Genomic DNA, 24041 nt, shown 5'->3' with positions numbered 1-24041 from the left:
TCAATTTTTCACAAGGAATCCAGCCGTGGCAGACCCACAAGGTCATTCTGACGATAATCAATCCAGCAAACAATCTTACAAAAGATCACATCGCCCCCTAAAACGCCAGAAGCGAGGTAAATTGCAGCGTCTGGCCAGGTATGTCTATATTCGCTTTATCCGTCTCAGAAGCCATCCTCAAGCCATTGCCAGGGGTCTGGCAGCGGGGGTTTTTGCCGGCAGCTATCCCTTGTTTGGGTTACAGACAATCATTGGCGTTGCGATCGCTGTAGCCATTCGAGGCAATAAAATTGTTGCAGCCGCCGGCACTTGGATTAGCAATCCACTGACCTATGTTCCTATTTATGCATTCAACTACCAAATTGGGCGCTGGGTTTTAGGACAAAGTGCAGCAACCAGCCTGACAGGGCGTTCTCCTCAAGAATGGATGAACCTTGGCCTTGATATCACAGTTGCCCTAATGGTAGGCAGTACTCTCGTAGGGATGATTTTAGCTTTTCTCAGCTACTATGGCTGCTTACATATGGCATACCATATCCAATCCAACCGTAATAGCCGTTAGAATTTATTTATTATTTGCGACTTACTAGCCGTAAGAGCATCCCAGCATCCATTTCAAATAATTTCGATAATTGACGTTAATGGACGTTATTATGAACATCGGGTGCATTGATAAAAGTTGATCAAATGTAACAGGTAACCCAATATTACTTTTGACAACTTCAGACAATATAGATTACGGTTCGTTTATTAGTACTAGTTTGTATTATTAGAGGAAATATTCCCGTAAATCTTTATTGCTCGTTTATTCAGCTAGCTGGATAATCCTGGCAGCTTCTCCAGAGTTCCATCTTTTCACAGTGAAATGTTCCCCAACACAGCTTGTCACACCATTAAGTATCGGATCAGCTGCCAACATAGCTCACCTAAGACAACTCGCGTCACGTTTCGAGAAACTGCCCCTCGCAATCAAGATCGCTTAAAGCCTTATCTATACGCTGCCAACTATACAGTTAGCAATATAGATGAGGCTTATCAGCTTTTACGTGAATACCTTTTTACCAACGGTGTTACAGCTGTGGAAGATTTGCGTTTCCCTAATCGTGGCAAAATTGAGGTGATTCCTGGGGCTGCTTGGTGCGAGGTTCAAGCCAGCATTCAAGCCGATGGCGAAACGACCGAGCAGAACGATCGTTTAGCTAGCTAGTATTCACTCTGCCTAATTTCGACTTTGCCCACTGAGTAAAAAATAATAAAACGTGTTCTAATGCCTTCTCTAAGTAGCAGGCATTAGAACTGGTCATCATCGTAGTTACCTGACATGGGAGCAGCGTTGTCTCGCTTAGACCCTAAAAGCTCAAGGCGTTCTACTCGAATAACAGGACTAGAGCGCTGTGCACCCGTAGCGCGATCTTGCCAGCTATCAAGCTTAAGCGCGCCCACTACGCCGACAAGACTACCCTTCTTGACGTAATTAGCAGCCACCTCAGCGTTGCGTCCCCAGAGTTCTAGGTTGAACCAATCAGGCTGATCGCTATTACGAGTACGTCGATTCACAGCAATCGTAAACTTGCACAGCACATTGCCTGACTCAAAATAGCGAACCTCAGGATCTCGTCCCGCTCGCCCTACAAGATTTACAACATTGAGACTCATCGCTATTTCACCAGCTACTGTGCTAACTACTTTATATGCGAGAGATACACCACCGTCTAGAATTATCTTTATCTCTTACGCTTTGAAGTAGATGGGCATAAGGTTTTACCCCCGGTACTCCAGATTACAGAATTTCAGACCGTGTAACCTTGGAGTATGGTAGATAGCGCAGGTTGATTAATAGTCAACGTTCCCTCAGGATGTTTCTCAACATCATCGCCATAGGCCGAATATTGGTTGCGTTCAGAAGTGCGGACTAGACGTACAGATATAAAACGTAATAAAATCCACACCGGCCTAATAAACCATCCATTTGTTTTTTCACAGCTCGTTTGGGGGCACGTCTAACAGTGAGTTTACTCGATCGCTTTTCATTCTCCCGTGACATGGGAATAGACCTGGGGACAGCTAACACTCTGGTCTATGTTTCGGGTAAAGGCGTTGTCTTGCAAGAGCCCTCCGTTGTAGCTAGGGATAAGGACGGCAAGCCCTTAGCTGTTGGAGAAGAAGCCAAACGAATGCTAGGACGTACGCCAGGCAACATTACGGCTCTGCGTCCTTTACGGGACGGTGTGATTGCTGATTTTGATACTGCCGAGCTCATGCTCAAGCACTTTATTAAACGAGTGCATGAAGGTCGAGCGTTAGGAATGCCCCGCATCGTGATTGGCATTCCCAGTGGTGTTACCGGTGTAGAGCGTCGGGCAGTTATGGATGCAGCTCTACAGGCTGGGGCTCGTATGGTCTATCTCATCGATGAACCCGTTGCGGCAGCTATTGGCGCTGGGTTACCCGTAGCTGAGCCCACAGGCAACATGATTATTGATATCGGTGGCGGTACCACTGAAGTCGCAGTGCTAAGTTTACAAGGCACTGTCTTAAGTGAATCGGTACGTGTAGCTGGTGATGAGCTGAGTGATTCCATTTCTCAATACATGAAAAAAGTCCATAACTTGGTCATTGGTGAGCGCACAGCCGAAGAAATCAAGATCAATATTGGCTCTGCTTATCCCAGTCCTAATGACAGTGAAAATGTTTTGGATGTTCGAGGCTTACACTTGCTATCCGGTTTACCCAGAACAGTGACTGTAAAAAGTGCTGAAATCCGCGAAAGTATGGCAGAACCGTTGTCGGTGATCGTTGAGGCTGTGAAACGAACCCTGGAAAGAACTCCTCCAGAGTTGGCAGCTGATATTATCGATAGGGGTATTATGCTGGCAGGTGGCGGAGCGTTACTAAAAGGTCTAGATACCCTGATTAGCCATGAAACCGGCATTGTAGTTCACGTTGCGGCTGATCCGTTGAGTTGTGTAGTCCTAGGAACTGGACGTGTGCTTGAAAACTTTAGTCAGATGGAGCGGGTATTTAGTGCTCGTTCTCGCGATCTCTAAGGTTTCCGTAGACGGTTGACAGGTTGACAACTATTGTTTGCAAATTATGTTTGCACTGAGACGCTGGTGGGATAGATACGCAACGAGGGCTGGCATTACCACCCTTGTTATCGTCTTAGCCTGGGCTATGCGTCAAAGCCAGGGTGCTGTCATTTATGAAATCTATCAGGTACTAACAGCACCGCTTCAACCTGGCCTTACACAAGCAGAGCGGCTGGAAAATGCCTACATCCTAGAGCTGCAACAACGGGTGATTGAATTAGAAAACCAAAATCAAAGCCTGCGGGAAAATATTGACTATGCTGATAGTCAAGGCAAGGTTACCGTTGCTGCTGTGATTGGGCGTAGTGCCGATAATTGGTGGCAGCAAATTACGGTCAATAAAGGTAGTTTGGAAGGCATTACAGAAGGTGACATGGCCACGGGGCCCGGGGGTTTAGTAGGTCGAGTTACTAGTGTGTCTCTAAATACTAGTCAAATTTTGTTAATTACTGACCCCACTAGCCAGATGGGTGTGAAGGTCAGTCGCAGCCGGTCCTTAGGCGTAGTACGTGGCAATGTTGACGGTCGGGTCGTTATGCAGTTTTTTGAGACTACGCCTGATGTCAAACCGGGTGATGTCATTGTCACGTCTTCTTACAGCCGTCTTTTCCCTCAAGGGATTCCCGTCGGGCGTATCGAAAGTATGGACTTAAAGAAAAGTCCCGCTCCTGAAGCTGTGATTAAACTATCGTCTCCTCTAAATATTCTTGAATGGGTTACTATCCATCCCTTTGAAGCCAAAACCGACGTTAATGCGCCTCCCGCAGAGATAATCGACAATGAATAGCGCGATAGCGCTACCTGAGACAATATGACTTCATCTAAAGGGAAGGAAGCGCTATCCGACTTTCAAAAAACTTGCCTCAATATCGTTATTGTGGTGGGCTCAGGCTTAATTTGCTTGCTGCTATCTCCTATGCGCTTTCCTGGCATCGAATTGTTGGGTATCGCGCCAAACTGGTTACTAATCTGGGTCGTTATCTGGAGTATTCACCATCCCATTATCGATGGGGCCATCGCTGGGATTGTCTTGGGATTATTACAGGACGGTCTGACAGGTCCTTTTCCCACCCATGCCTTAAGCTTGCTAGTAGTAGGTATGTTGACAGCTAGGTTACAGCGACAGCGGTTGATTCAAGAAAATGTCGTGCTAGTGGCATTTATTGTTTTTGGCATGGCTGTGGTTGCCGCCACAATCATGGCTCTGCAAATGAGTTTTCGCCATCTGCTATGGCCTGATTCACCCTACCTGAGCCTTTGGCAAATTTGGCGTACCCATCAGCGAGTAGCCCTCAGTTCAGCAATTCTTAGCAGCCTATGGACACCAGCACTCTACTATCCATTGCATCGCTGGTGGAAGGGTTAGGCCGCCTGTAAAACCTGTGTCATATGACGGCTTTGAATCGCGTTGAGCAAACTAGGTTCTATAGAGGTTGGTTGGTATCGCTTTAGGTGTTCACAGCTACGAATGCCGTTGGTGAGGGCAATAGTAACGATGCCCGCTCGTTGTCCGGCAATAATATCTGCCTCTGTATCCCCAATCATGCAAGTGGGGTACGTTTGATAACCTTGGCTTTTCTGAGCTGCGATCGCACGCTCTAGCAACGCCACCTTTTGCTCAGCTCGGTTCAAGTGGGCGGCATTGATATCAGATGCCCCAAAGATTTCGTCAACATACTGACTCAGATCATGGGCCTGTAAAAAGGCTTGCACCTGTCGAGGATGGCGTAGTGTTACTAGAACTAAACGTAGACCTCGTTCACGGTTGAGATAATGAATAGCCTTGTCAGCACCGGGTTGTAGAGTATCCCACTGTAGCAAATGGGGATGATTCACAATCCGCTGAACCTGCTGTAAAAGAGTATCGACCAGCTCTGTAGGTACCCCCGAACGAATAGCAATGTCGGTATCAGCCACTCGATTGCGTTTCATCCACCAAAACTGCTTTTTAGACAGTATTTGCAGCGATAACGCTGCACCATGACTCTCTTGGTAACTAGCTTGCAGAGTTGAAAGTCCTAAGCGATAGGTTCGGTAGTAACGCTCCGAAACATCTACGATAGGACCATCAAAGTCACAGAACAAAACCTGCCCAGCAGGCACTTGAAACGAGGACATTAGATTAATACTGTGCAGCATAAAGGGACCTGTGATAGTCGTATTCTGGGATCGTCTCTATGTAGGAAGGGTTGCTAGACCATTTAACATTTCTTTACCTTATCAAGGGAAACCGGAACTGACACAAGCGCAGCCAAAGAAAATAAAGTGGCATATTCTCTGTATTGCTTGTGTAGTGACTATCTCCTCTAAAGAATAACGATCGCCCATAGTCCCCCCAGGACGAGCTAGAACATGCATGTCAGCCCCAAGTAAAAGCTAGGCTACCCGGGCGTCTCGTTCTAAGACCAACGTAACCGGACCCTCATTATCGATGGCGACTTGCATATGGGCACCAAATTGTCCTGTTTCTACCTGTAACCCACTCTGTCGCAGTTTAGCTACAAACTGTTCATATAGCTTAACGGCCTGGTCAGGTGAAGCTGCCTGGTCAAATGAAGGACGTCGTCCCTTGCGACAGTCACCATAAAGTGTGAATTGACTAATAACAAGCAAGGCACCCTGAACATCTTGAATCGATAAATCAAAACGCCCTGACCCTTCAGCCGGGAAAAGCCTTAATGAAAGGCACTTCTGGACCATCCAATCGAGTTCTTTTTCTGTATCGGTTTCAGCGATCCCAATCAAAAGGTTAAGCCCACGACCGATACAGCCCACAACCTCACCGTCAACCATGACTTGGGATGCTGATACACGCTGAATTACAACGCGCACTAGCTGCTGAAACCTCTACCACGACCTTTGGATTCAAGGCAAAAGCATTTTTCAATTTCAGCTTTTAAGGCTTCATGGTCAAGATTTTGACCAATGAGCACCAGTTGGGTTTTCCGAGGTCGATGATTCCATTCTTCATCTTCTAAAGAAAATCGTTTACCACTGAGATGAAAGATGTGGCGCTTTTCACTCTCGTCAAACCACAAAATACCCTTGGCTCGAAAGACGTTATCCGGCAGCTTGTTATCCAAGAAATGCTGAAACTTTCGAATCGCTAGAGGTTGATCACGAACAATAGAAATCGATGTAAATCCATCTACATCCAGGTGGGAATGCTCGTGCTCATGATCATGCTCGTGATCATGTTCGCAGTGGCCATGCTCATGATCGCAATTGGCATGATCGTGATGTTCTGCGTGGGAATGCCCATGCTCATGCTCATGCTCGTGCCCATGCTCATGCTCGTGCCCATGATCGTGGTGCTCTTCTTTAGCCGGTTCAAAGTATTTATCAGACTCAAAAAGACCTACACTCAAAATCAGCGGTAGCGGGACTTGAGACTGAGTTGTCCGTAAGATTCGGGCACCTTCTTTAATGTCTCGCACCTTAACTTCCAGCAGATCTAGATCAGCTTCATCCACTAGATCTGTCTTATTCAGCAGAATAATGTCACCATAGGCAATTTGGTTATGGGCTGCCTGGCTGTTAAATAAATCGATGCTGTAGTTCTCTGCATCTACTAGCGTCACAATAGAATCTAATCGAGTGAGATCCCGTAGCTCGGTGCCTAAAAACGTAAGGGCTACTGGCAGCGGATCCGCCAGCCCCGTTGTCTCCACAACTAGATAATCAATCTTGTCCTTACGCTCTAATACCTTATAAACTGCCTCTAACAAATCATTATTGATGGTGCAGCAGATGCAGCCGTTGCTCAGCTCCACCATAGTATCGTCATCTGTTGTAATGAGCAGGTCATTATCAATCCCGACTTCACCAAACTCATTGACCAGCACCGCTGTTTTCAGGCCGTCTTGATTAGTCAAAATGTGGTTAAGCAGAGTAGTTTTACCACTCCCCAAAAAACCAGTAATAATCGTTACGGGCAAGCCGTGTTTGGAGTCATCCATCTGTTTGGATGGAGCTGAAATTGCAGCAGTCATAGACAAGAATAAATGGTGGGGTCGATTGGAGTTAGTGCAGAGTTTATTATCTCGTATTTGTCAGAAAATGAGGTTCAGGCTTCACTGAAGTAAAAACTTTGACTGACTCTTTATCCTCGATTTTTGATGGTCATGACTTCGACAATGGTGAGCGCTTGTTCGCTGGGGATTTCCAGAATGCGATAGAGGTCATCCAGGAAGGCTTGCTCTTGAGGTGTCACGCTACCATCGGCAAGTACTAGATCTGTTGCTAAGGCAAAAGCTGTAGGTTTTAGCTCAACTGGAAGTACGGTATTAGCCGCTTCTACTAAACGGCTAGGACTATGCTGCTGTAGCTGCTGCAGCAATCTATCCTTCATCCGAGTCATCATCTCTGTAGAGTAACTTTTGAACAGTCGCATACGGCTTAACAGCATGTCCATTTCGCGACTCTCTTGGTCAGAAAGGTATCCATCGGCAGCGATCGCAACTAAACAAATCGCCGCCAGTGCTTCTGCTGGATTCATAGACAGCGATTCTGGCGACGGGTCAAAAACCTTATCAAATAGTCCCATAACACCCTTTTGCGAATAAGATTTGGCCGTTGATAGTCAGACCAAACTTATTGTGAAACATGATGGGGACAAACAAAAAGGAGAAGCTTTGGGAGCTTCTCCCTAACTTACTCTAGCCACGAATCTGGGAACTCAAGCGGTAAAAAAACAGCCCTTAAGCCATTTGACGCAGTTCATCTTCCAGCTGCTGTAACAAATTCATGTTGCCTTGTGCACGGGCCACCGCAATTCGATGCTCTAAAGAGCGGTGAATACTATCGCTATGGCTACGAGCTGCCTCACGTAGCAACTGACGACGCTCATCCATTAGAGGAGTCAGCTCTGCAAGCTTGCGCTGAAACGCCGAGAAAACTGACTTAGTCTCAGTTTGAGCTGCAACCTGACGCTGACCATGACGATCAGTCTGGTAGGCTACACCACGATAGGTAAGCTCTGCTTTAGGCTGGGGAAAAGGAACATGGCGCACATACGTATAGCGATGTTGACGGCCACGATAATTACAAAGAATGTCGCTTTCAGAAACCTCTAACATAGGCGGATTGTGGTCATAGTCGACACCACGGTAAGTAAGTTTCATGAGTGTGTCTCCTCCTGAATGAGCACCGATTACGCGTGCGTTCCTTCGGGCAGGCCAATATAACCTATGGGACCATAGTCATACAGGACACCCTACTTCCGTCTCATCGTCGAACAGGGGACGAATTCTTGGAGATGAACGAGGATTTGTTCTGTATCTATTTTTACCGTTTACAACTTAAATTAGCAACTCCTGATATTTCTGCTGAGAAATCCTAAACAGGAGAGCTTGCAAGGCTTTTCAGGATTTGACGGTTTTTAGGTAATAAAATCGTGTCAAAACTTCATGACCTGAGTTACTATCGCTCACGTTAAAGCAACCCGCGTATCAAATTCCATCCCCTGAGATAACACACTAGTATCCATAGGATACTTAGACCATCATTTTCTTGACGATGGTCTATGCTTAAGGGAAAAGATTTAGCAAAAATTAATATTTGATTCGCTGTTTTTGGTATTGCTATGAAATGCACCATCAACCGTCGGGCTCAGTTTTCCGCCAGCCATCGTTACTGGCTGCCCGAACTGAGTGACGATGAAAATCAGACCAAGTTTGGTCTATGCACCCGTGCCCCAGGCCATGGCCACAACTATGAGTTGTTCGTCTCTATGGAAGGCGATTTAGATGAGTATGGCATGGTGCTTAATCTGTCCGATGTCAAAAAGGTAATTAAGCGTGAAGTCACTAGTCAGCTTGATTTTTCCTACTTGAATGATGTTTGGCCCGAATTCCAAATTGACACTCCCAAGGGAGGGCTGCCAACTACAGAAAATATCGCCCGTGTCATCTGGCAGCGTTTAGTCCCCCACTTACCCATTACCAACGTCCAACTATTTGAAACCTCTACCCTCTGGGCCGACTATAAAGGAAACGCCATGGAAGCTTATTTGACCATCTCCACCCATTTCAGTGCTGCCCACCGCCTGGCTCTACCAACCCTTACATTGGAGCAAAACAGCGAAATTTATGGTCTTTGTGCCCGCGTTAATGGTCACGGCCATAATTATCATCTGGAGGTCACAATCAAGGGGGAGATGGACCCACGCACGGGCATGATTGCCGACCTAGTGGAGTTTCAGAATGCCGTGAAAACCCATGTGGTGAAGCCCTTTGACCACACGTTTTTGAATAAGGATATTCCCTACTTTGCCGAAGTAGTACCCACAGCTGAGAATATCGCAGTGCACATTCGGGATTTACTACGCGGGCCTATTAAGGAAATTGGAGCTAGCCTGCATAAGGTGAAATTAATCGAGAGCCCCAATAATTCAGCTGAGGTTTATTGTGAAGCAACGGCTGAAACTACTACGCCAAAACAGTCAGCGACACCAGAACTAGCAGCTGTCTAAACGGGTTCCGGGGTTTGCATTGTAGGTCTGAACGGCTGCATACCGTCGAAAATGTGGGGCTAGTCAGACATATGTCATGTCATGCGTTAGCCCCAAAACTTTAACTCCAGACGTGTCAACGTAAAACGACTACTGCTTCATTGGGATGACTACACGCTTACGTAAAGACTGTGCCCGACGCTTCGCAGTAGCGTTATCAGGCTCAACCTTAAGGGCCTGATCGTAGCTTTCTAGCGCCTGAACGGTCAGTTGCTTTTTCTCGTAGCTATGTCCCAGGTTATTGAGAGCCGTTACATAACCTGGGGCAATTTTTAATGCTGCCTTATACTGACGAATCGCTAGATCAAACTGCCCTTGAGCAAAGTAGGTATATCCTAGGGCGTTATAGATTAGCGGTGCATTTTCAGCTTCTTCTTCCTCTGTTAAAGCCTTTAGGGCCTGTTGCAAATAGAGAGCTGATTGGGAAAAAAGCTTTTTATCTAACAAGAGACTTCCTAGCTCGTAATACTCTTGGGCGGTTCCCTTTTCTTTGGTGAGCTTCTTTTGTAAACGGCCTAGTGTGGTCTCAATACGGCGAGTCTTAAATACCTGGCGAATTATAAAAAAGGCTGAAAGCCCTAGTAGGGCAATAAGAATGCCCAGGTATGTCAAAAATAGGGTGCTATTCTCCATGAACTCGCTCTATCAGTTATGCGTACTGCAGTGGTCTACTTTTATTCTCCCATGGTAGCTACGGTAACCCCCAGTAGGTAGCTCGATCTTGTAACCAACCTTCGTCATCCCATTGACGAATAGCATCATTAATAGCTCGACGTAAGTCGCTGTACTGAGTCCCTTTAGGAATTGCGATCGCAACCGGCTCCACTGAAATTACTTCATCCAACAACCGATAGCGATTATCCTGCTGCTGCCATCCAGTCAGTAGCGACACATCTCCAGCAAAGGCATCTACTTGCCCCCTAGCCAATTCAGCAATGGCGTCTTGATAAGACAACACTGTCACCAGATTGGCATCAGGTAATTGATAACGGACATGGGCCAGGGTACTGGAATTGGCCAGCACCGCAATACGACCAGGGGCGAGGTCATCTAAGGTCTTAATCTGGGTTGATGTGGTGATAAACCCAGTGCCATCTAAATAATAAGGTTCACTAAAACTAGCAATGCGCTGACGCTGAGCGGTCACCGTAATTGATGCGATCGCAATATCCACGTCACCATTAACCACCACATTGACACGATCGACATTATGCACTGAACGAAACTCTACAGCTGTTTCGTCCCCAAGGAGATCCAGTGCCAATCGACGGGCAATCTCAATTTCAAATCCGTCTAACTCGCCTGTTGCATCACGATATCCCAAGGGGAACCGATTATCCTTAACTGCCACAATTAACCGACCGCGAGCCTCAATCTCAGCTAATTCAGCAGATATAGCAATTAGGGGCACAGACATCTGTGCCCCTAACAGTAAACTTATGCCTAGCAAATGTTGCCAAATATATCGCCACATGTGGCGATACTAGCCTTTCTTGCCAGCTAGCTCAACCACCTTGGTAAAGGTATCTGGATCTAGAACAGCCATTTGAGCCAGCATCTTACGATTTACCTGAATGTTTGCGGTCTTCAGATCGCCAATCAAACGGCTGTAGGTAGTGCCATTGAGACGAGCTGCTGCATTAATACGCGTAATCCACAACCGGCGAAAATCACGTTTCTTATTGCGACGATCGCGATACGCATACCGCAGGGCCTTCATCACCTGCTGGTTTGCAGTCCGGAAGAGTTTAGAATGGGAACCCCGGTAACCCTTCGCAAGCTTGAGAATTTTCTTGCGGCGCTTGCGAGCTACATTGCCGCGTTTTACACGTGCCATATTAGGTCGTTAATAGCTAAAAACAAAAAACAATCAATTGATTGCAGAGACGTTGCATGCAACTCTACAAATAAGGCATCATGCCTTCGATGTTAGGTACATCTGCATCTACTACAACCGCCTTCTTAGACAAACGGCTCTTGCGGGCAGTGGATTTATGCTGCAATAAGTGGTTCTTAAACGCCTTACGACGCATAATCTTACCGCTTCCGCTACGGCGAAAGCGCTTTGCAGCAGCCCGACGGGTTTTAAGCTTGGGCATAGTTTTGCACTTGGATAAACTTTTACACGGTCTAATAGCTTACTACGTCTTCAGGCCTTGCTTCAATAGTCCAGTTAAGATCCGTGGAAAAAGCAATCCGACTCCGCAAACCCAGACTAGGGTTATTACGGGGAGGATATGAAAAAGGATATTTATCATCTATGCGGCTATTGATTTTAGGCGGTCCTGGTTCAGGCAAAGGCACTCAATCGCAAAAGCTCAGCGAGCACTTTGGCATTCCCTGGATTTCCACAGGAGATACCCTCAGAGCAGAAATTGCGGCTGATTCACCCCTGGGGCAGCAAGTTTCAGAAACTCTGGCCAAAGGAGAGCTGGTTTCTGACAAGTTAATGATCGCTCTAATTAAAGAGCGCTTGCAGCAACCAGATGCAGCCAAAGGGTGGATCCTAGATGGATATCCCCGCACCGCCTTCCAAGCGGAAGAACTCGACTTCTTTCTCGATACTTTAAATACTCAAGTGAACTATGCCATTTGGCTGGAACTACCTGCCCATGCTCTGATTGAACGTTCTGAAAACCGAGCAGCTATTGACGATAACCCTGAAGCCCTACGCCGTCGCATTGAGACCCTGGCCGAAACCACGATTCCAATGCTCGAATACTACGATTATCGCCAACGACTCCTACGCATCGATGGCAATCAACCACCTGACGACGTTAAGCGAGAGATACTAGGAGGCATTAGCTAGAAGCAGAGGCTCGATTCTTTACTGTTGCCTGCCCCCAACCTCTGGCACAATAAGCCTGATCGATTTTGTCTGAGACACCTATGACTATCCACCCCAACCTCCATGCTGCCTTTTCTCAAGGCCATGCGCTGAAGATTATCAGTGGCTTGACCAACTTTGATGCAGCCAATGTTTTGGCCATAGCTAAGGCCGCTCAGCAAGGAGGTGCCACATTTGTTGATATTGCAGCGGATGCTGATCTTGTCCATCAGGTGAGTGAGCAAATTAGCTTACCAATCTGTGTTTCAGCCATTGATCCAACGGCATTTTTAGCGCCTGTTGCCGCCGGTGCCACACTTATTGAAATTGGTAATTTTGATGCTTTCTATGCTCAAGGGCTAACTTTCAGCGCCAATGACGTCTTAAGACTCACTCAACAAACTCGTGAGCTTTTGCCCCATATCACGTTGTCAGTCACAGTCCCTCATACACTGCCCCTGGATGAGCAAGTACAGCTGGCCGAAAATCTTGTGGCTCAGGGAGCAGACATTATTCAAACTGAAGGGGGCACCAGTAGCCAACCCAGACATTCTGGATGTATTGGCTTAATCGAGAAAGCGACGCCAACCCTAGCGGCAGCCCATGCTATTTCACGCGCTGTATGTATTCCTGTGCTATGCGCATCAGGTATTTCAGATGTCACAGCTCCCATGGCTATTGCAGCCGGTGCAGCCGGTGTCGGTGTCGGCTCAGCAGTTAATAAGTTGAATAATGAGATTGCTATGATTGCTGCTGTTCGTAGCCTGAGGGAATCTCTACAGACAGTGACCCGTGCCATCGAAAAGGTATAAATTCTGATGTGCAAGTCCGAGAATTAGACAGGTGATGAGTCTTTCTAATTCTCGGGTAGAGCAATGATTATGATTGGGTAGACCCCAATAGCACCAGCACTACTGCCATTGCAGAAAACTTCATGGGCAAGCCACGTATTCGACCGATTGCCCTTGGCTTAATTCAGCATCAAGGGCATGTTTTTGTTAGCAAGGGTTACGACAGCATCAAAGATAAACCCTTCTATCGTTTTCTGGGGGGTGGCATCGATTTTGGCGAAACTAGTGTCAACGCCCTTAAACGAGAATTTCAAGAAGAAATCCAGGCAGACTTGATAAACATCAGGTATCTGACGTGCTTAGACAATATTTTTGTTTGTAACGGAAAACCTGGCCATGAGTTGATTCAGCTATTCCGTTGTGATTTTGCTGACTCTATTTTTTATCGATTAGATCAGACGTACAAACTCATCGAAGGCCAGAAAACTCACGATGCTGTTTGGATACCGATCAATCAAGTACGTTCAGGCATATTAAATTTAGTTCCAAACAACTGTCACGCCTACATCGATTAAGCGACGACCTAGATGACGTCATCACATGGCGTCTCGCAACAGGGTAGCGATCTCACGGTTCCCCTGGGCACGGGCTAAGCCTAATGCACTCACACCGCGCTGACTTATGCGTGGGTTAGCGCCATAGTTCAGCAATAGCCTAACTAACTCTGCATTACCCACCTCAACTGCTCGATATAGCGGAGTCGCCTGATCTGGATCTGCACCTCCCGCCAGCAATGATCGCGCAATTGCCAAATTTCCTATTTCGACAGCCTTGTATAAAGAGGTAATGCCAGAAACTTGAGCATTGGCATTGCCTCCCCCCTGCAAAAGCAGTCTGACCAGTTCATGATTGCCCATCTCAGTGGCACGGTATAACAGCGGCACACCATAGGTAGTCCGCCGGTCAGGAGATGCACCAGCGTTGATTAAAATTCGGACCAGGTCAAGGTTGCCCATGTCAACGGCTCTACCCAGAGCCGTTTGCCCACCGGTACTAACCACATCGACATCAGCCCCATTGGCCACTAGCAACTGGACCATCGCTCGGTTTCCTTGTTCAGTTGCGATCGCAATTGGATACCCCTCATAACGATTGCCAGCATCTGCATTGGCACCTTGGTTAAGCACCAATTCTGCCTGTCGTATATCACCACTGCGAACAGCGTTCAGCAATCGCTGATCGAGGTCAGGCAGTCGAGCCTGCAGCGATCCAGCTTGAGCAACAGCTCCAGACAGCGAAAACGGTATACGCGCTAATTGAGTCTGTACAAGTTTAGGATTAAAAACCAACAAGGCCAGAACAGCACTAGCCAACTGGAGGATAGACGTGCTTTTTACCATGGGTTCTAAACAGCAATGTAGTTACCAAGTCTATGCATGCACCCCTAAAGTTTCCAGAGATAGTCAATGGCCAACAGCCTTCATCATCGCCTCATCAATATGTGGTACTAAGCTCATACAACGTGCGCTAAATACCAAACTGTTCCGTTACTAACACAAGAGGCCCAGACTTCATCAGCTTCCTACAAACATGAGATACTGACGGCCACGAGAAAATCAGTAAAAAATAGGAGAGGTTTTAAAAACCTCTCCATCAGAATTATTAGAGTTCATTCACACTGGATCAGTCCTAAGGATTCGACCTCAGCGAAACATACTACTAACGGAGCTTTCTTCGTGAATGCGCCAAATAGTCTCCCCCAGCAAATTAGCAATTGTGAGGGTCGTCAGCTGAGGAAACTGACGCTCCGGTGCCACAGGGATTGTATTCGTCACAATCACCTCTTCAAACACCCCACTGGATAAACGCTCCACTGCTGGTGGTGAAAACACAGCATGGGTAGCACAGGCATATACTTGGCGGGCCCCTTGGGCCCGCAGCAATCTTGCCCCCTCCGAGATAGTTCCGCCCGTATCGATCATGTCGTCCACCAGAACGGCTGTTTTGCCCTCTACATCGCCAATCAAATTCATGACCTCAGCAACATTGTGGGCTTGACGACGCTTATCAATAATGGCCAAAGGGGCATCGTTGAGTCGCTTGGCAATAGCGCGTGCCCGTGCCACCCCCCCAACGTCAGGGGATACCACCACTAAATCAGTCAGGCATTTGCTCGCCAAGTAATCAACCAGTACTGGAGCCCCATAGATATGATCACAAGGAATGTCAAAGTAGCCCTGAATTTGGGATGAATGTAAGTCCATTGCCAAAACTCGATTAGCACCCGCTTGGGTAATTAAGTTGGCAACTAATTTAGCGGTAATCGATTCTCGACCGGCAGTTTTGCGGTCCGCGCGAGCGTAACCGTAATACGGAATCACCGCTGTAATCTGACGAGCAGACGCCCGCCGACAAGCGTCAATCATGATCAGCAACTCCATCAAGTGATCATTGACCGGTCGACAGGTTGGCTGAATCAGATAGACATCACATCCACGGATGGACTCCTGGATTTGAACATACAGCTCACCATCGGCAAACTGTTTACGCACCATCGGCCCCAAATCAATTCCCAGGTAACGAGCAACCTCCCTTGAGAGGGCTGGATTCGATGACCCTGAAAATAACTTCAGGCGACTGTTGTCTTCTAAGCTAGGTACAGTGGGTTTAGCAGGCAGTGTTGCAGAGCTGATCACGGCAGGCCCTCAAAGCATACTGAGCGAATTCATGCAAATCGTAACATCGGTCTTAGAATAATTTGCTCTGTTTTTCCCTAAGTGAGATATTTCTTCGACACACACACACTAAGTTTTTGATACCAGTAAAAACATCAAGTTTTTAGTAAGTGGCCAAACAGTAGAGAATTAGACATCCATGAGTTTTTTCTCATCTTAGAAAAACTGTCTCTAACCTCAGTAATAGCTATTTAGCATAACGCTTCAATGTCTATCACTTAGAACAAAATGACAGAAATATGCTGAAATTCAGCGTACTCAAGTCATCAAATCATGGCTTGTGGCATAAGCATGTGCATTTTTATGTGGAATTGTTATTTAGGCAATTGATTTGCATGAGTAATTAATGCCAGATTTAAAATTTTGACGCCACACATTTATCCTGCTTTTATGCAAGTTTTAGGTGACTACCAAAAAGTCAAATTAGTTTTCAAAAGCTGTAGCTTGAACCACCAGATTTCAGCAATATTTTGTGTATTGCAGATTGTGTATTTAAGAATACAATTTGGTTCAGATTTTATCAGACAGATCAGCCATTAGTACATCTCTTGCCTAAATATTCCTAACCAACTCCTGCCCAAGTTCGTGCGGGCTTTAGAGACCTGAATGTAGGGCTCTAACACCTAAAAATCAAGCATTCAGCTGGGTATAATCACAGTCCCACCAATGTATAAATATGCATTATTTCAATGGGCCTCTCAGAAACTTGCTTTAAAGAAATGCACTAATCAAGCAGCCACTCAGAAGCTCGTCTTCCTAAATCGATAGGGATACTAACGGCTTTACCCAATCTAGGACGCTCATTCGTTTGCTCAATTGCAGTTTGCACCTGCGTCAAACACCCCATGGCTTCTAGATACAGCACAATATCTTTGAGATGGGCCAAATACTCGTCCTCATCCATGGGGAAAGAAACCTGCTCTAGATAACGCCACATCACTTGGAAAAAGACCTTGGTAGAAGTCTTGCGGATTTGAACGTCAAAGGAATAGCCCCATTTATTGATGAGTAGCTCTTGAAAGTCTTCTGGGGTCATAGGTCGCTAAACTGCCCGTTATTTTACATTTATTTACACGATTTCAGATAACGCACCTCTATGAGAAGTAAATAAGATACAGATTTTTCAAATCATAGGCTCAGATAGTTAATAAATGAGGTGTGGTCTGGGGAGCAACTGTCTGGTGAGGGTTTGCGTCTTTTTAAGTCATGGTTTTGCCATGGCAAAATAAGCTTCAAAAGCGACACCTACTAACTATTGAAACCAGTGAGCCTTAGGAAGAACAGTTTTTCTGAGGCGGCTAAATGCAATAATACTCATAGCAATTTGCAAACTTCTGTGACGATATGAGCCACAAATGTACTTGTGGTTACTTGTTACAGGGGTTTGTACTGGGCGATGCAGCCTTTAGATTCATACTCGCATATATAGTCTGACAGTTATGGCTCAAGCTTCTGGAAACCCTGATGTCCCTGATTTAGGGCGTCGCCAATTTATGAATCTGCTCACCTTTGGAGCAGCTACTGGTACGGCTGTGGGCGCTCTCTATCCCATTGTTAAGTACTTTTTACCTCCGAGCAGCGGCTCAGCCGGTGGCGGCGTTACTGCTAAGGATGAATTAGGTAACGATGTGGTAGCTACCAGTTATCTAGAGACTCACGGTGCTGGTGACCGCTCTTTGGTTCAAGGCTTAAAGGGTGATCCAACGTATTTGGTCGTAACTGACGATGGTACTCTTGACAGCTACGCCGTTAATGCCGTGTGCACACACTTGGGTTGCGTTGTTCCTTGGAACGCTAGCGAGAACAAGTTTAAGTGTCCTTGCCATGGTTCTCAGTATGATGCCACTGGTAAGGTAGTGCGTGGCCCAGCGCCTCTTTCTTTGGCCCTGGCTAACGCAAGTGTGTCCAAAGATGATGACAAGGTAACTCTAAGCCCTTGGACCGACACCGACTTTAGAACAGGCGATGCTCCCTGGTGGGCTTAGGTTGTCTGTTTCATTTGATTTCTCTCTACGTAATTGGATTGCTAGCGTGCGACGGATGGAATTTAACTTTTTAAGCGTGTTCAATAAGCTGCTGAAGGTCATCGCTTCTAGTGCTTTAGTTGCGATCGCAACCCTAAGCTTGGTACTGACCAATGCTCAATCGGCAGCCGCCTATCCTTTCTGGGCCCAGGAAAACTACGAAACTCCTCGTGAAGCAACTGGCCGCATTGTTTGTGCCAACTGCCATCTAGGTCAGAAGAAGACTGAGATTGAAGTTCCTCAAGCTGTACTACCTGACACGGTCTTTAAGGCAGTGGTCAAGGTACCCTATGACCTTGATGCTCAGCAAGTACTGGGCGATGGTAGCAAAGGTGGGTTGAATGTAGGTGCAGTTCTAATGCTGCCTGACGGTTTTCAGCTAGCTCCTGAAGAGCGCATTCCGGAAGAGATTAAGGAAGAAGTGGGTAGCACCTATTTCATGCCTTACAGTGATGAGCATCCAAACTGGTTGCTAGTTGGCCCTGTCCCCGGTGAGCAGTATCAGGAAATTGTTTTCCCTGTTCTATCGCCTGACCCAGCCACCAATAACAACGTTAGCTTTGGTAAGTATCAGATCCACATTGGTGGCAACCGTGGTCGTGGTCAACTTTACCCCACAGGTCAAGCAACTAATAATGTGGTTTACACCGCATCTAAGGGTGGCGTGATTACAGATGTTGTTAAGGGCGACAGCGGTACGGAGATCACTATCAAAACCGCTGATGGTGAAACCGTTACCGAAAGCCTACAACCTGGTCCAGAGTTAATTGTTGCTAAGGGCGATACTGTTGAAACGGGTGCTGCTTTAACCAATGACCCCAACGTTGGTGGTTTTGGTCAGCATGACACTGAGATTGTTCTACAAAGCCCTGGTCGCATTAAGGGCCTGCTAGCCTTTTTAGGAGCCGCAGCAGTGACTCAGATTATGTTGGTGCTCAAGAAGAAGCAGGTTGAAACTGTTCAGGCTGCAAATGTGACCTTCTAGATTCATTCCATTACCTTGAGCTTGGAACCTGAGGGGCGGTACTTTTTTGTACCGCCCCTTTTTGGTGAGCCATGTATGACAGACACCGATTGAGCAATGAGCGTAATCTCATTTTTGCGAATGCTCTGCGCCATATCTTCCGGCACCAAACCGGCTTACCATAGGAAATGATGAGGCTAGAGAGCCATAGCAGTAATATTCACCCGTTTAATGAGCGTAGTCCTTTACAACACCCTATCCCGCTGCAAGGAACCCTTTCAGCCGTTACAAGCAGGTACGGCTAAGATTTACTGCTGCGGTGTAACGGTCTATGACTATTGCCACCTGGGCCATGCTCGCTGTTATGTGGTTTGGGATACAGTACGTCGCTATCTGCAATGGCGCGGCTACGATGTGCATTATGTACAAAACTTTACCGATATCGACGATAAAATTTTGAACCGTGCCCGCCAAGAGGGCACCACCATGGAGGCCGTGTCAAAACGCTTTATTCAGGCCTACCACAAAGATATGGCGCGGCTGAACATATTGGAGGCTGATGAGTATACTTACGCCACTCACACCATCGACGGCATTAAACGCCTGATTGGTGAATTAGAAAATAAGGGGTATGCCTACGCCACTGGGGGCGATGTGTATTACAAAGTACGCAAGTTTGATGGCTATGGTAAGCTCTCGGGTCGTAAGTTAGATGATATGCAAGCTGGTGCCAGCGGTCGAGTAGCGGGTGGCGAATCGAAAAAGAAAGATCCGTTTGATTTTGCCCTATGGAAAGGGGCTAAACCGGAAGAACCTTCATGGGAATCACCGTGGGGTCCAGGACGTCCTGGTTGGCACATTGAGTGCTCAGCGATGGTGCGTGATCGCATGGGTGACACCATCGATATTCACATGGGGGGAGGCGATCTCACCTTTCCACACCATGAGAATGAAATAGCCCAGTCAGAAGCGGCTACAGGTCACCCCCTCTCCCAATACTGGATGCACAATGGCATGGTGAATGTGAACGGTGAAAAGATGTCCAAGTCTTTGGGCAATTTCACCACCATTCGTCAGCTCCTGGATGCAGATGACGGTCTGCACCCCATGGCGTTACGTCTCTTTCTCTGCCAGGCTCAATATCGTAAGCCAGTGGACTTCACGGCAGATGCGATCGCATCCGCCACCAAAAGCTGGCAAACCCTCAAAGACGGACTGCTATTTGGTGCTAACCATGGTGCTCAGCTGAAGTGGCAAGATGCTTCCCTAGAGCTTGACCATGGGAGCGATGCCGTACAGCGTTTTCAGAACGCTATGGATGATGATTTCAATACGCCTGAAGCGGTAGCCGTTCTCTTTGAACTCGCCAAGGAACTCCGCCGCCAAGGTAATCTCTTGATCCATGAGGGCAAAGCTGATGCAGATAGTGACAGCCTACGGCAGCAATGGCACACACTCGTTTGCCTTGCCCAGGTCCTGGGTATTGAGGCCACCCCAGAGGATAGTCCTATGGAACAGGACGGTCCCAGTGACGAGGAAATCGCCAATTTGATCGAGCAGAGACTAGCCGCTAAAAAGGCAAAAGACTTCGCTCTGGCCGACAAAATTCGCAATGACCTGACCGCCCAAGGCATAACTCTCATTGACAAGCCTGGTGGTGTAACCGAGTGGCATCGGTAAGAGCAGATGAGCACTGCCCACCGTCCGGTGAGTAATGAGACTACCGAGGAACTCATTAATTATCTGGGAAAGTTTTTAACAGAGGAACGAAGGGCCAAAATTGAAACGGTTTTAGCCTATCGCACCCGCTATGTCACTGTAGCGCTTGAGGATCTGCACACCAGTCAAAATGCTGGGGCTGTCTTGCGTAACTGCGATAACTTTGGCATCCAAGACGTACATATCATCGAACAAACTACGAGCTTTAAGGTTAATCTCAATGTCACTAGAGGTTGCCAAAAATGGTTAACAACCCATCGTTACACCAAACGACAGGACAATACACGCAATTGCATTGCAGTCCTCAAAGCTAAAGGCTATTGCATCGTAGCAACGACACCACACACAGAGGCTTTGGAGCTATCTGCGTTGCCAACCGAGCGACCCATCGCCTTACTCTTTGGCAATGAGTTGGATGGATTATCAGAGATTGCCATGGCTGAAGCCGATAGGTTACTCAAAATTCCCATGTATGGCTTTAGTGAGAGCTTTAATATCTCAGTTAGTGCCGCGCTCTGTTTGCAGAGTATTTGCGATCGCATCCACCATTCTACTCATCCTTGGCAACTGACTTCCGCAGAGAAACAAACACTACGGCTACAGTGGTATCGAAATTCTTGTAAAAATAGTCAGCAATTGGAAGCAAGTTTTTGGAAAACATTGGGGGAGTAGGGAATGGAGAGTGAAGAACAGCCTCTGCCCCCATATCCACTCCATACTCTCTACTCCGTACCCCTCATGCGCCAAAACTCAAAACCCATATTCCTCTAGAACTGCATCATCGACATCATCAATGGACTTCGCTCCCATCACGTCGTAGCACATGTCTTGCAAGTCTTGATGATGACGACGACGGGATGTGCGACGGTATTTTTTAGCCTCTAGCTTCGGCTCGTGTTGTACCTGACCATCGCTGCCCATCTTCACTTTTTCAGTCACCTCAGCAGTGGGACGATCATCCAACTGCTGCTGATGGTGCAGTACTTCATTGAGTAAAGACAGGTAATAGTCATAGCGCTCCCACTCACCGCGAACACTACAGCCAGGCTCATCGCGATGGAGGCAGTCATTAAACTGACAGTGGCCCGCACGCTGACGGATTTCTGGGAAACATGCCATCAACGTCTCAACGGGACAAGTCAAATCAGGTTGATTAAAACCAGGGGTATCAGCTAACAAACCACCGGCTGGCAAATCAAATAATTCCACATGGCGCGTGGTGTGCCGCCCTCTACCCAGCTTGCCAGAAACTGCATTGGTGCGAGCATCCACATCAGGCACTAAACGGTTCAGAAGACTCGACTTCCCTACACCTGAAGGACCAGCAACAACACTCACTCGATGCTTTAAGGTCTCCATCAGAGCGACAGGTAGCTCTTTATCTTCTCGAACGCTTACTAGCAAAGGCTCATAGCCCCAATCACTTAAGCGCGTTTGCCAGTGGTCAATTGACTCCTGGCAAAGCAGATCCCGTTTATTGAGACAAAGGGTCACGGGAATGCCCGTGGATTCTGCTTTAACTAAAAATCGACTCAGCTGAGCAGGATCTAAGGCAGGTTCAGCTAAGGCAAACACTAAAAGGATTTGGTCAACATTGGAAATAGGGGGACGGTCGAGCAAATTGGTACGCGTTTGAATGGTTGCGATCGCGCCTCGCTTATCCTGCCAATCAATCTCTTCCACCAAAACCCTATCGCCTACCACCACCTGTTGCCCAAGTTTTTTCAAACGAGCACGGCGGGTACACAAAAAATAATGAGGTTCAGCATCTTCTAGAGGCAGCTTAACTTGATAGTAATTTGCCTGACAGGCAACTACAGTTCCTTCAATGGACGATAAGGTTAAGTACTCCGTTGCTCCCCTCATACCACAGGTCGTCGCACCTGCAGTGCAAAGTACCCTTCTGGACTTGCTTCCAATGCTTCAATTAGAAACCCTTCTGAACGTAGGCTATCGGGGACTTGCTCCACAGGTTCACCAGCATCCAGCCAAACTTCTAAAAGTTCACCAAGCGGCATTCGTTGCAACTTGAGCTTGGTACGCACAAAATTCAGAGGACAGGGTGTCCCACGCAAATCCAACGTTTCGTCAGGTCGATTCAAAACATCCGTCATACTACAAAAGAAATATCTTAATCGTCGGCGTCCCAAGCCTAGCCCTTAAACAGACCACCTAAAAAACCTTCCAACCCCTTCTTAGAGACTGAATCACCTCGCACTTCAGCTAATTTAGCCAGAAGTTCACGTTCTTCAGTCTTAATCCGAGTAGGAATATCCACTAGAACAGTTAGCAAGTGATTACCACGACTAACTGGATTACCCAACTTAGGCACACCACGATTTTCCATCGTCACAACTGTGTTGGGCTGGGTCCCTGGTGGCACATGCACATCCACTGGCCCATCAACAGTATCCACCTTCAAATCACAGCCTAAGATAGCCTGCAAATAACTCACCTTGAGATCCGAAAGCACATTGATGCCATCACGCTTAAACTTGCTGTGTTCTTTGACAAACAGGTATACATACAAGTCACCCGGTGGGCCGCCCCGCATCCCTGCATCCCCTTCATTGGAAACCCTCAAACGCGTGCCATTATCTACGCCAGCAGGAATTGTAATTTTAAGCTTCTTAGTTTCCTGCTTACGCCCTGCACCGCCACAAACTTCGCAGCGCTCTTCCACAACTTCACCTGTTCCATTACAGGTAGGGCAAGCTGAAACCTGAGTAAAACTACCAAAGGGTGTGCGAGTCGCTCGACGCACCTGACCTGAGCCACCGCATGTAGAACAAGTCCGAGGACGAGTACCTGGTTTTGCACCAGACCCCTTACAGGTCATACAATTCTCTAAATGGCTAATTTTGATCTCTTTTTCACCGCCAAAAATAGCCTCAGTGAAGTCTAATTTCAGATCGAGACGTAGATCGTCCCCACGCATAGGACCACGTCGCTTAGCCTGACTGGGGCCACCAGAAAATCCGCTAAAGAAGCTTTCAAAGATATCGGCGAAACCACCCATATCAGAAAAATCTTGAAAGCCTGCGCCACCAGCCGCAGCACCACCCACACCAGCTTCGCCAAAGCGATCATACCGAGCCCTAATTTCCGGTTCAGATAAAACCTCGTACGCTCGATTGATCTCTTTAAATTTGTCTTCTGCACCCGGATCCTTATTGACATCAGGGTGATACTTACGTGCCAGCCGCCGATAAGCGCGCTTTACTTCATCCTGATCGGCCCCCCGGGAAACACCGAGCACCTCATAGTAATCACGAGCCATAGAATGCTAGCTTAACAACGACAACTGGAAACCTATCCAACTATTCTACGTAAGCACGGCACATTACTGATTCGCAATTCCCGTACTCTAATCATTCGGTT

29 protein-coding genes and 1 riboswitch are annotated in these 24041 nt (G+C 47.2%); of the genes, 13 read left to right on the top strand and 16 right to left on the bottom strand.

Annotated features, from left to right (window positions below):
- Positions 1-25 precede the first annotated feature (25 nt).
- Positions 26-562, top strand: a complete 537-nt coding sequence (locus tag DXZ20_RS08220) for a DUF2062 domain-containing protein (protein WP_163697551.1) — start codon at positions 26-28, stop codon at positions 560-562.
- Positions 563-865: 303 nt separating this feature from the next.
- Positions 866-1207 carry a hypothetical protein gene (locus tag DXZ20_RS08215; RefSeq protein WP_163662680.1) on the top strand — a complete coding sequence of 114 codons (342 nt, stop codon included), beginning with the start codon at positions 866-868 and terminating at the stop codon, positions 1205-1207.
- A gap of 83 nt (positions 1208-1290) precedes the next feature.
- Here DXZ20_RS08215 and DXZ20_RS08210 read toward each other — a convergent pair whose 3' ends face one another.
- Positions 1291-1656: a single-stranded DNA-binding protein gene (locus tag DXZ20_RS08210; RefSeq protein WP_006516355.1), complete on the bottom strand. Its 366-nt coding sequence runs from the start codon at positions 1654-1656 to the stop codon at positions 1291-1293.
- A gap of 350 nt (positions 1657-2006) precedes the next feature.
- On the opposite strand from DXZ20_RS08210, the gene DXZ20_RS08205 reads away from it, so the two are divergent.
- From DXZ20_RS08205 to mreD, 3 genes are read left to right on the top strand one after another with little or no spacing between them, the layout of a single operon-like run.
- Complete coding sequence (locus tag DXZ20_RS08205) at positions 2007-3047, top strand: rod shape-determining protein (protein WP_156828612.1); 1041 nt, start codon at positions 2007-2009, stop codon at positions 3045-3047.
- Positions 3048-3093: 46 nt separating this feature from the next.
- Positions 3094-3876 (top strand): rod shape-determining protein MreC, encoded by a 783-nt coding sequence (mreC, locus tag DXZ20_RS08200; RefSeq protein WP_163662682.1) that lies wholly within the window; start codon positions 3094-3096, stop codon positions 3874-3876.
- 24 nt (positions 3877-3900) lie between these two features.
- Positions 3901-4455, top strand: a complete 555-nt coding sequence (mreD, locus tag DXZ20_RS08195) for a rod shape-determining protein MreD (RefSeq protein WP_163662685.1) — start codon at positions 3901-3903, stop codon at positions 4453-4455.
- Here the strand turns inward: mreD and DXZ20_RS08190 are convergent.
- From DXZ20_RS08190 to pirA, 5 genes are all read right to left on the bottom strand, one after another.
- Positions 4452-5207: an HAD family hydrolase gene (locus DXZ20_RS08190; RefSeq protein WP_163697550.1), complete on the bottom strand. Its 756-nt coding sequence runs from the start codon at positions 5205-5207 to the stop codon at positions 4452-4454. The two genes, mreD and DXZ20_RS08190, sit on opposite strands and share 4 nt — an antisense overlap.
- 258 nt (positions 5208-5465) lie before the next feature.
- Entirely contained in the window at positions 5466-5921 is a 456-nt protein-coding gene (dtd, locus tag DXZ20_RS08185) for a D-aminoacyl-tRNA deacylase (protein WP_163662690.1), read from the bottom strand.
- A complete protein-coding gene (locus DXZ20_RS08180; protein WP_163697548.1) occupies positions 5921-7081 on the bottom strand; it encodes a CobW family GTP-binding protein in 1161 nt (386 codons plus the stop codon). The genes dtd and DXZ20_RS08180 overlap by 1 nt, the downstream gene beginning before the upstream one ends.
- A 110-nt stretch (positions 7082-7191) precedes the next feature.
- Positions 7192-7635: a tellurite resistance TerB family protein gene (locus tag DXZ20_RS08175; protein WP_006516362.1), complete on the bottom strand. Its 444-nt coding sequence runs from the start codon at positions 7633-7635 to the stop codon at positions 7192-7194.
- A gap of 154 nt (positions 7636-7789) precedes the next feature.
- Entirely contained in the window at positions 7790-8212 is a 423-nt protein-coding gene (gene pirA / locus DXZ20_RS08170) for an arginine synthesis PII-interacting regulator PirA (RefSeq protein WP_006516363.1), read from the bottom strand.
- A gap of 34 nt (positions 8213-8246) precedes the next feature.
- A riboswitch (Glutamine riboswitch) is annotated at positions 8247-8355 on the bottom strand.
- Positions 8356-8673: 318 nt separating this feature from the next.
- Between pirA and DXZ20_RS08165 the strand changes: the two genes are divergently transcribed.
- Positions 8674-9561, top strand: coding sequence for a 6-pyruvoyl trahydropterin synthase family protein (locus tag DXZ20_RS08165; protein ID WP_163697546.1), 888 nt, complete (start codon positions 8674-8676; stop codon positions 9559-9561).
- A 129-nt stretch (positions 9562-9690) separates the two neighbouring features.
- On the opposite strand, the gene DXZ20_RS08160 is transcribed toward DXZ20_RS08165, so the two are convergent.
- From DXZ20_RS08160 to rpmI, 4 genes are all read right to left on the bottom strand, one after another.
- Entirely contained in the window at positions 9691-10233 is a 543-nt protein-coding gene (locus DXZ20_RS08160) for a tetratricopeptide repeat protein (RefSeq protein WP_006516365.1), read from the bottom strand.
- Between the two features lie 58 nt (positions 10234-10291).
- Positions 10292-11017, bottom strand: coding sequence for a transporter substrate-binding domain-containing protein (locus DXZ20_RS08155; protein WP_250564884.1), 726 nt, complete (start codon positions 11015-11017; stop codon positions 10292-10294).
- A gap of 66 nt (positions 11018-11083) precedes the next feature.
- Positions 11084-11437, bottom strand: coding sequence for a 50S ribosomal protein L20 (rplT, locus tag DXZ20_RS08150; protein WP_006516367.1), 354 nt, complete (start codon positions 11435-11437; stop codon positions 11084-11086).
- A 64-nt stretch (positions 11438-11501) separates the two neighbouring features.
- Positions 11502-11699 carry a 50S ribosomal protein L35 gene (gene rpmI, locus DXZ20_RS08145; RefSeq protein WP_006516368.1) on the bottom strand — a complete coding sequence of 66 codons (198 nt, stop codon included), beginning with the start codon at positions 11697-11699 and terminating at the stop codon, positions 11502-11504.
- 83 nt (positions 11700-11782) lie between these two features.
- On the opposite strand from rpmI, the gene DXZ20_RS08140 reads away from it, so the two are divergent.
- The 3 genes from DXZ20_RS08140 (at position 11783) to DXZ20_RS08130 (ending at position 13793) form a co-directional block, all read left to right on the top strand.
- Positions 11783-12409: an adenylate kinase gene (locus tag DXZ20_RS08140; RefSeq protein WP_348918552.1), complete on the top strand. Its 627-nt coding sequence runs from the start codon at positions 11783-11785 to the stop codon at positions 12407-12409.
- Between the two features lie 80 nt (positions 12410-12489).
- Entirely contained in the window at positions 12490-13239 is a 750-nt protein-coding gene (locus DXZ20_RS08135) for a DUF561 domain-containing protein (RefSeq protein WP_163662700.1), read from the top strand.
- Positions 13240-13361: 122 nt separating this feature from the next.
- Positions 13362-13793 carry an NUDIX hydrolase gene (locus tag DXZ20_RS08130; protein WP_163662703.1) on the top strand — a complete coding sequence of 144 codons (432 nt, stop codon included), beginning with the start codon at positions 13362-13364 and terminating at the stop codon, positions 13791-13793.
- A 21-nt stretch (positions 13794-13814) separates the two neighbouring features.
- Here DXZ20_RS08130 and DXZ20_RS08125 read toward each other — a convergent pair whose 3' ends face one another.
- The 3 genes from DXZ20_RS08125 to DXZ20_RS08115 all read right to left on the bottom strand — a co-directional run bounded on the left by DXZ20_RS08125 (position 13815) and on the right by DXZ20_RS08115 (position 16989).
- Positions 13815-14618 carry an ankyrin repeat domain-containing protein gene (locus tag DXZ20_RS08125; RefSeq protein ID WP_163662706.1) on the bottom strand — a complete coding sequence of 268 codons (804 nt, stop codon included), beginning with the start codon at positions 14616-14618 and terminating at the stop codon, positions 13815-13817.
- Between the two features lie 303 nt (positions 14619-14921).
- Positions 14922-15914: a ribose-phosphate pyrophosphokinase gene (locus DXZ20_RS08120; RefSeq protein WP_163662709.1), complete on the bottom strand. Its 993-nt coding sequence runs from the start codon at positions 15912-15914 to the stop codon at positions 14922-14924.
- A gap of 763 nt (positions 15915-16677) precedes the next feature.
- Positions 16678-16989: a DUF3067 family protein gene (locus tag DXZ20_RS08115; RefSeq protein WP_006516374.1), complete on the bottom strand. Its 312-nt coding sequence runs from the start codon at positions 16987-16989 to the stop codon at positions 16678-16680.
- 403 nt (positions 16990-17392) lie between these two features.
- On the opposite strand from DXZ20_RS08115, the gene petC reads away from it, so the two are divergent.
- From petC to DXZ20_RS08095, 4 genes are all read left to right on the top strand, one after another.
- A complete protein-coding gene (gene petC, locus DXZ20_RS08110; protein WP_163662711.1) occupies positions 17393-17938 on the top strand; it encodes a cytochrome b6-f complex iron-sulfur subunit in 546 nt (181 codons plus the stop codon).
- Between the two features lie 55 nt (positions 17939-17993).
- The gene (petA, locus tag DXZ20_RS08105) at positions 17994-18962 is read left to right on the top strand and encodes a cytochrome f (protein WP_163703438.1); all 969 of its coding nucleotides are present in this window, start codon (positions 17994-17996) and stop codon (positions 18960-18962) included.
- A 210-nt stretch (positions 18963-19172) separates the two neighbouring features.
- Positions 19173-20621, top strand: coding sequence for a cysteine--tRNA ligase (gene cysS / locus DXZ20_RS08100; RefSeq protein ID WP_163662713.1), 1449 nt, complete (start codon positions 19173-19175; stop codon positions 20619-20621).
- Positions 20622-20627: 6 nt separating this feature from the next.
- Complete coding sequence (locus DXZ20_RS08095; protein ID WP_163662715.1) at positions 20628-21332, top strand: TrmH family RNA methyltransferase; 705 nt, start codon at positions 20628-20630, stop codon at positions 21330-21332.
- Between the two features lie 78 nt (positions 21333-21410).
- Here the strand turns inward: DXZ20_RS08095 and rsgA are convergent, their stop codons facing one another.
- From rsgA to dnaJ, 3 genes are read right to left on the bottom strand one after another with little or no spacing between them, the layout of a single operon-like run.
- The gene (gene rsgA, locus DXZ20_RS08090; protein ID WP_163697543.1) at positions 21411-22526 is read right to left on the bottom strand and encodes a small ribosomal subunit biogenesis GTPase RsgA; all 1116 of its coding nucleotides are present in this window, start codon (positions 22524-22526) and stop codon (positions 21411-21413) included.
- Complete coding sequence (locus tag DXZ20_RS08085) at positions 22523-22774, bottom strand: sulfurtransferase TusA family protein (RefSeq protein ID WP_163697542.1); 252 nt, start codon at positions 22772-22774, stop codon at positions 22523-22525. The genes rsgA and DXZ20_RS08085 overlap by 4 nt, the downstream gene beginning before the upstream one ends.
- Before the next feature lie 38 nt (positions 22775-22812).
- Complete coding sequence (dnaJ, locus tag DXZ20_RS08080; RefSeq protein ID WP_163697540.1) at positions 22813-23940, bottom strand: molecular chaperone DnaJ; 1128 nt, start codon at positions 23938-23940, stop codon at positions 22813-22815.
- Positions 23941-24041 lie beyond the last annotated feature (101 nt).

It is taken from the genome of Adonisia turfae CCMR0081 (genome assembly GCF_011009555.1).
In the GTDB taxonomy this organism is placed as follows: Bacteria; Cyanobacteriota; Cyanobacteriia; order Phormidesmidales; family Phormidesmidaceae; genus Leptothoe; species Leptothoe turfae.
The sequence above is the reverse complement of the archived record's forward strand: the minus strand, read 5'-3'. Positions and strand labels throughout refer to the sequence as shown.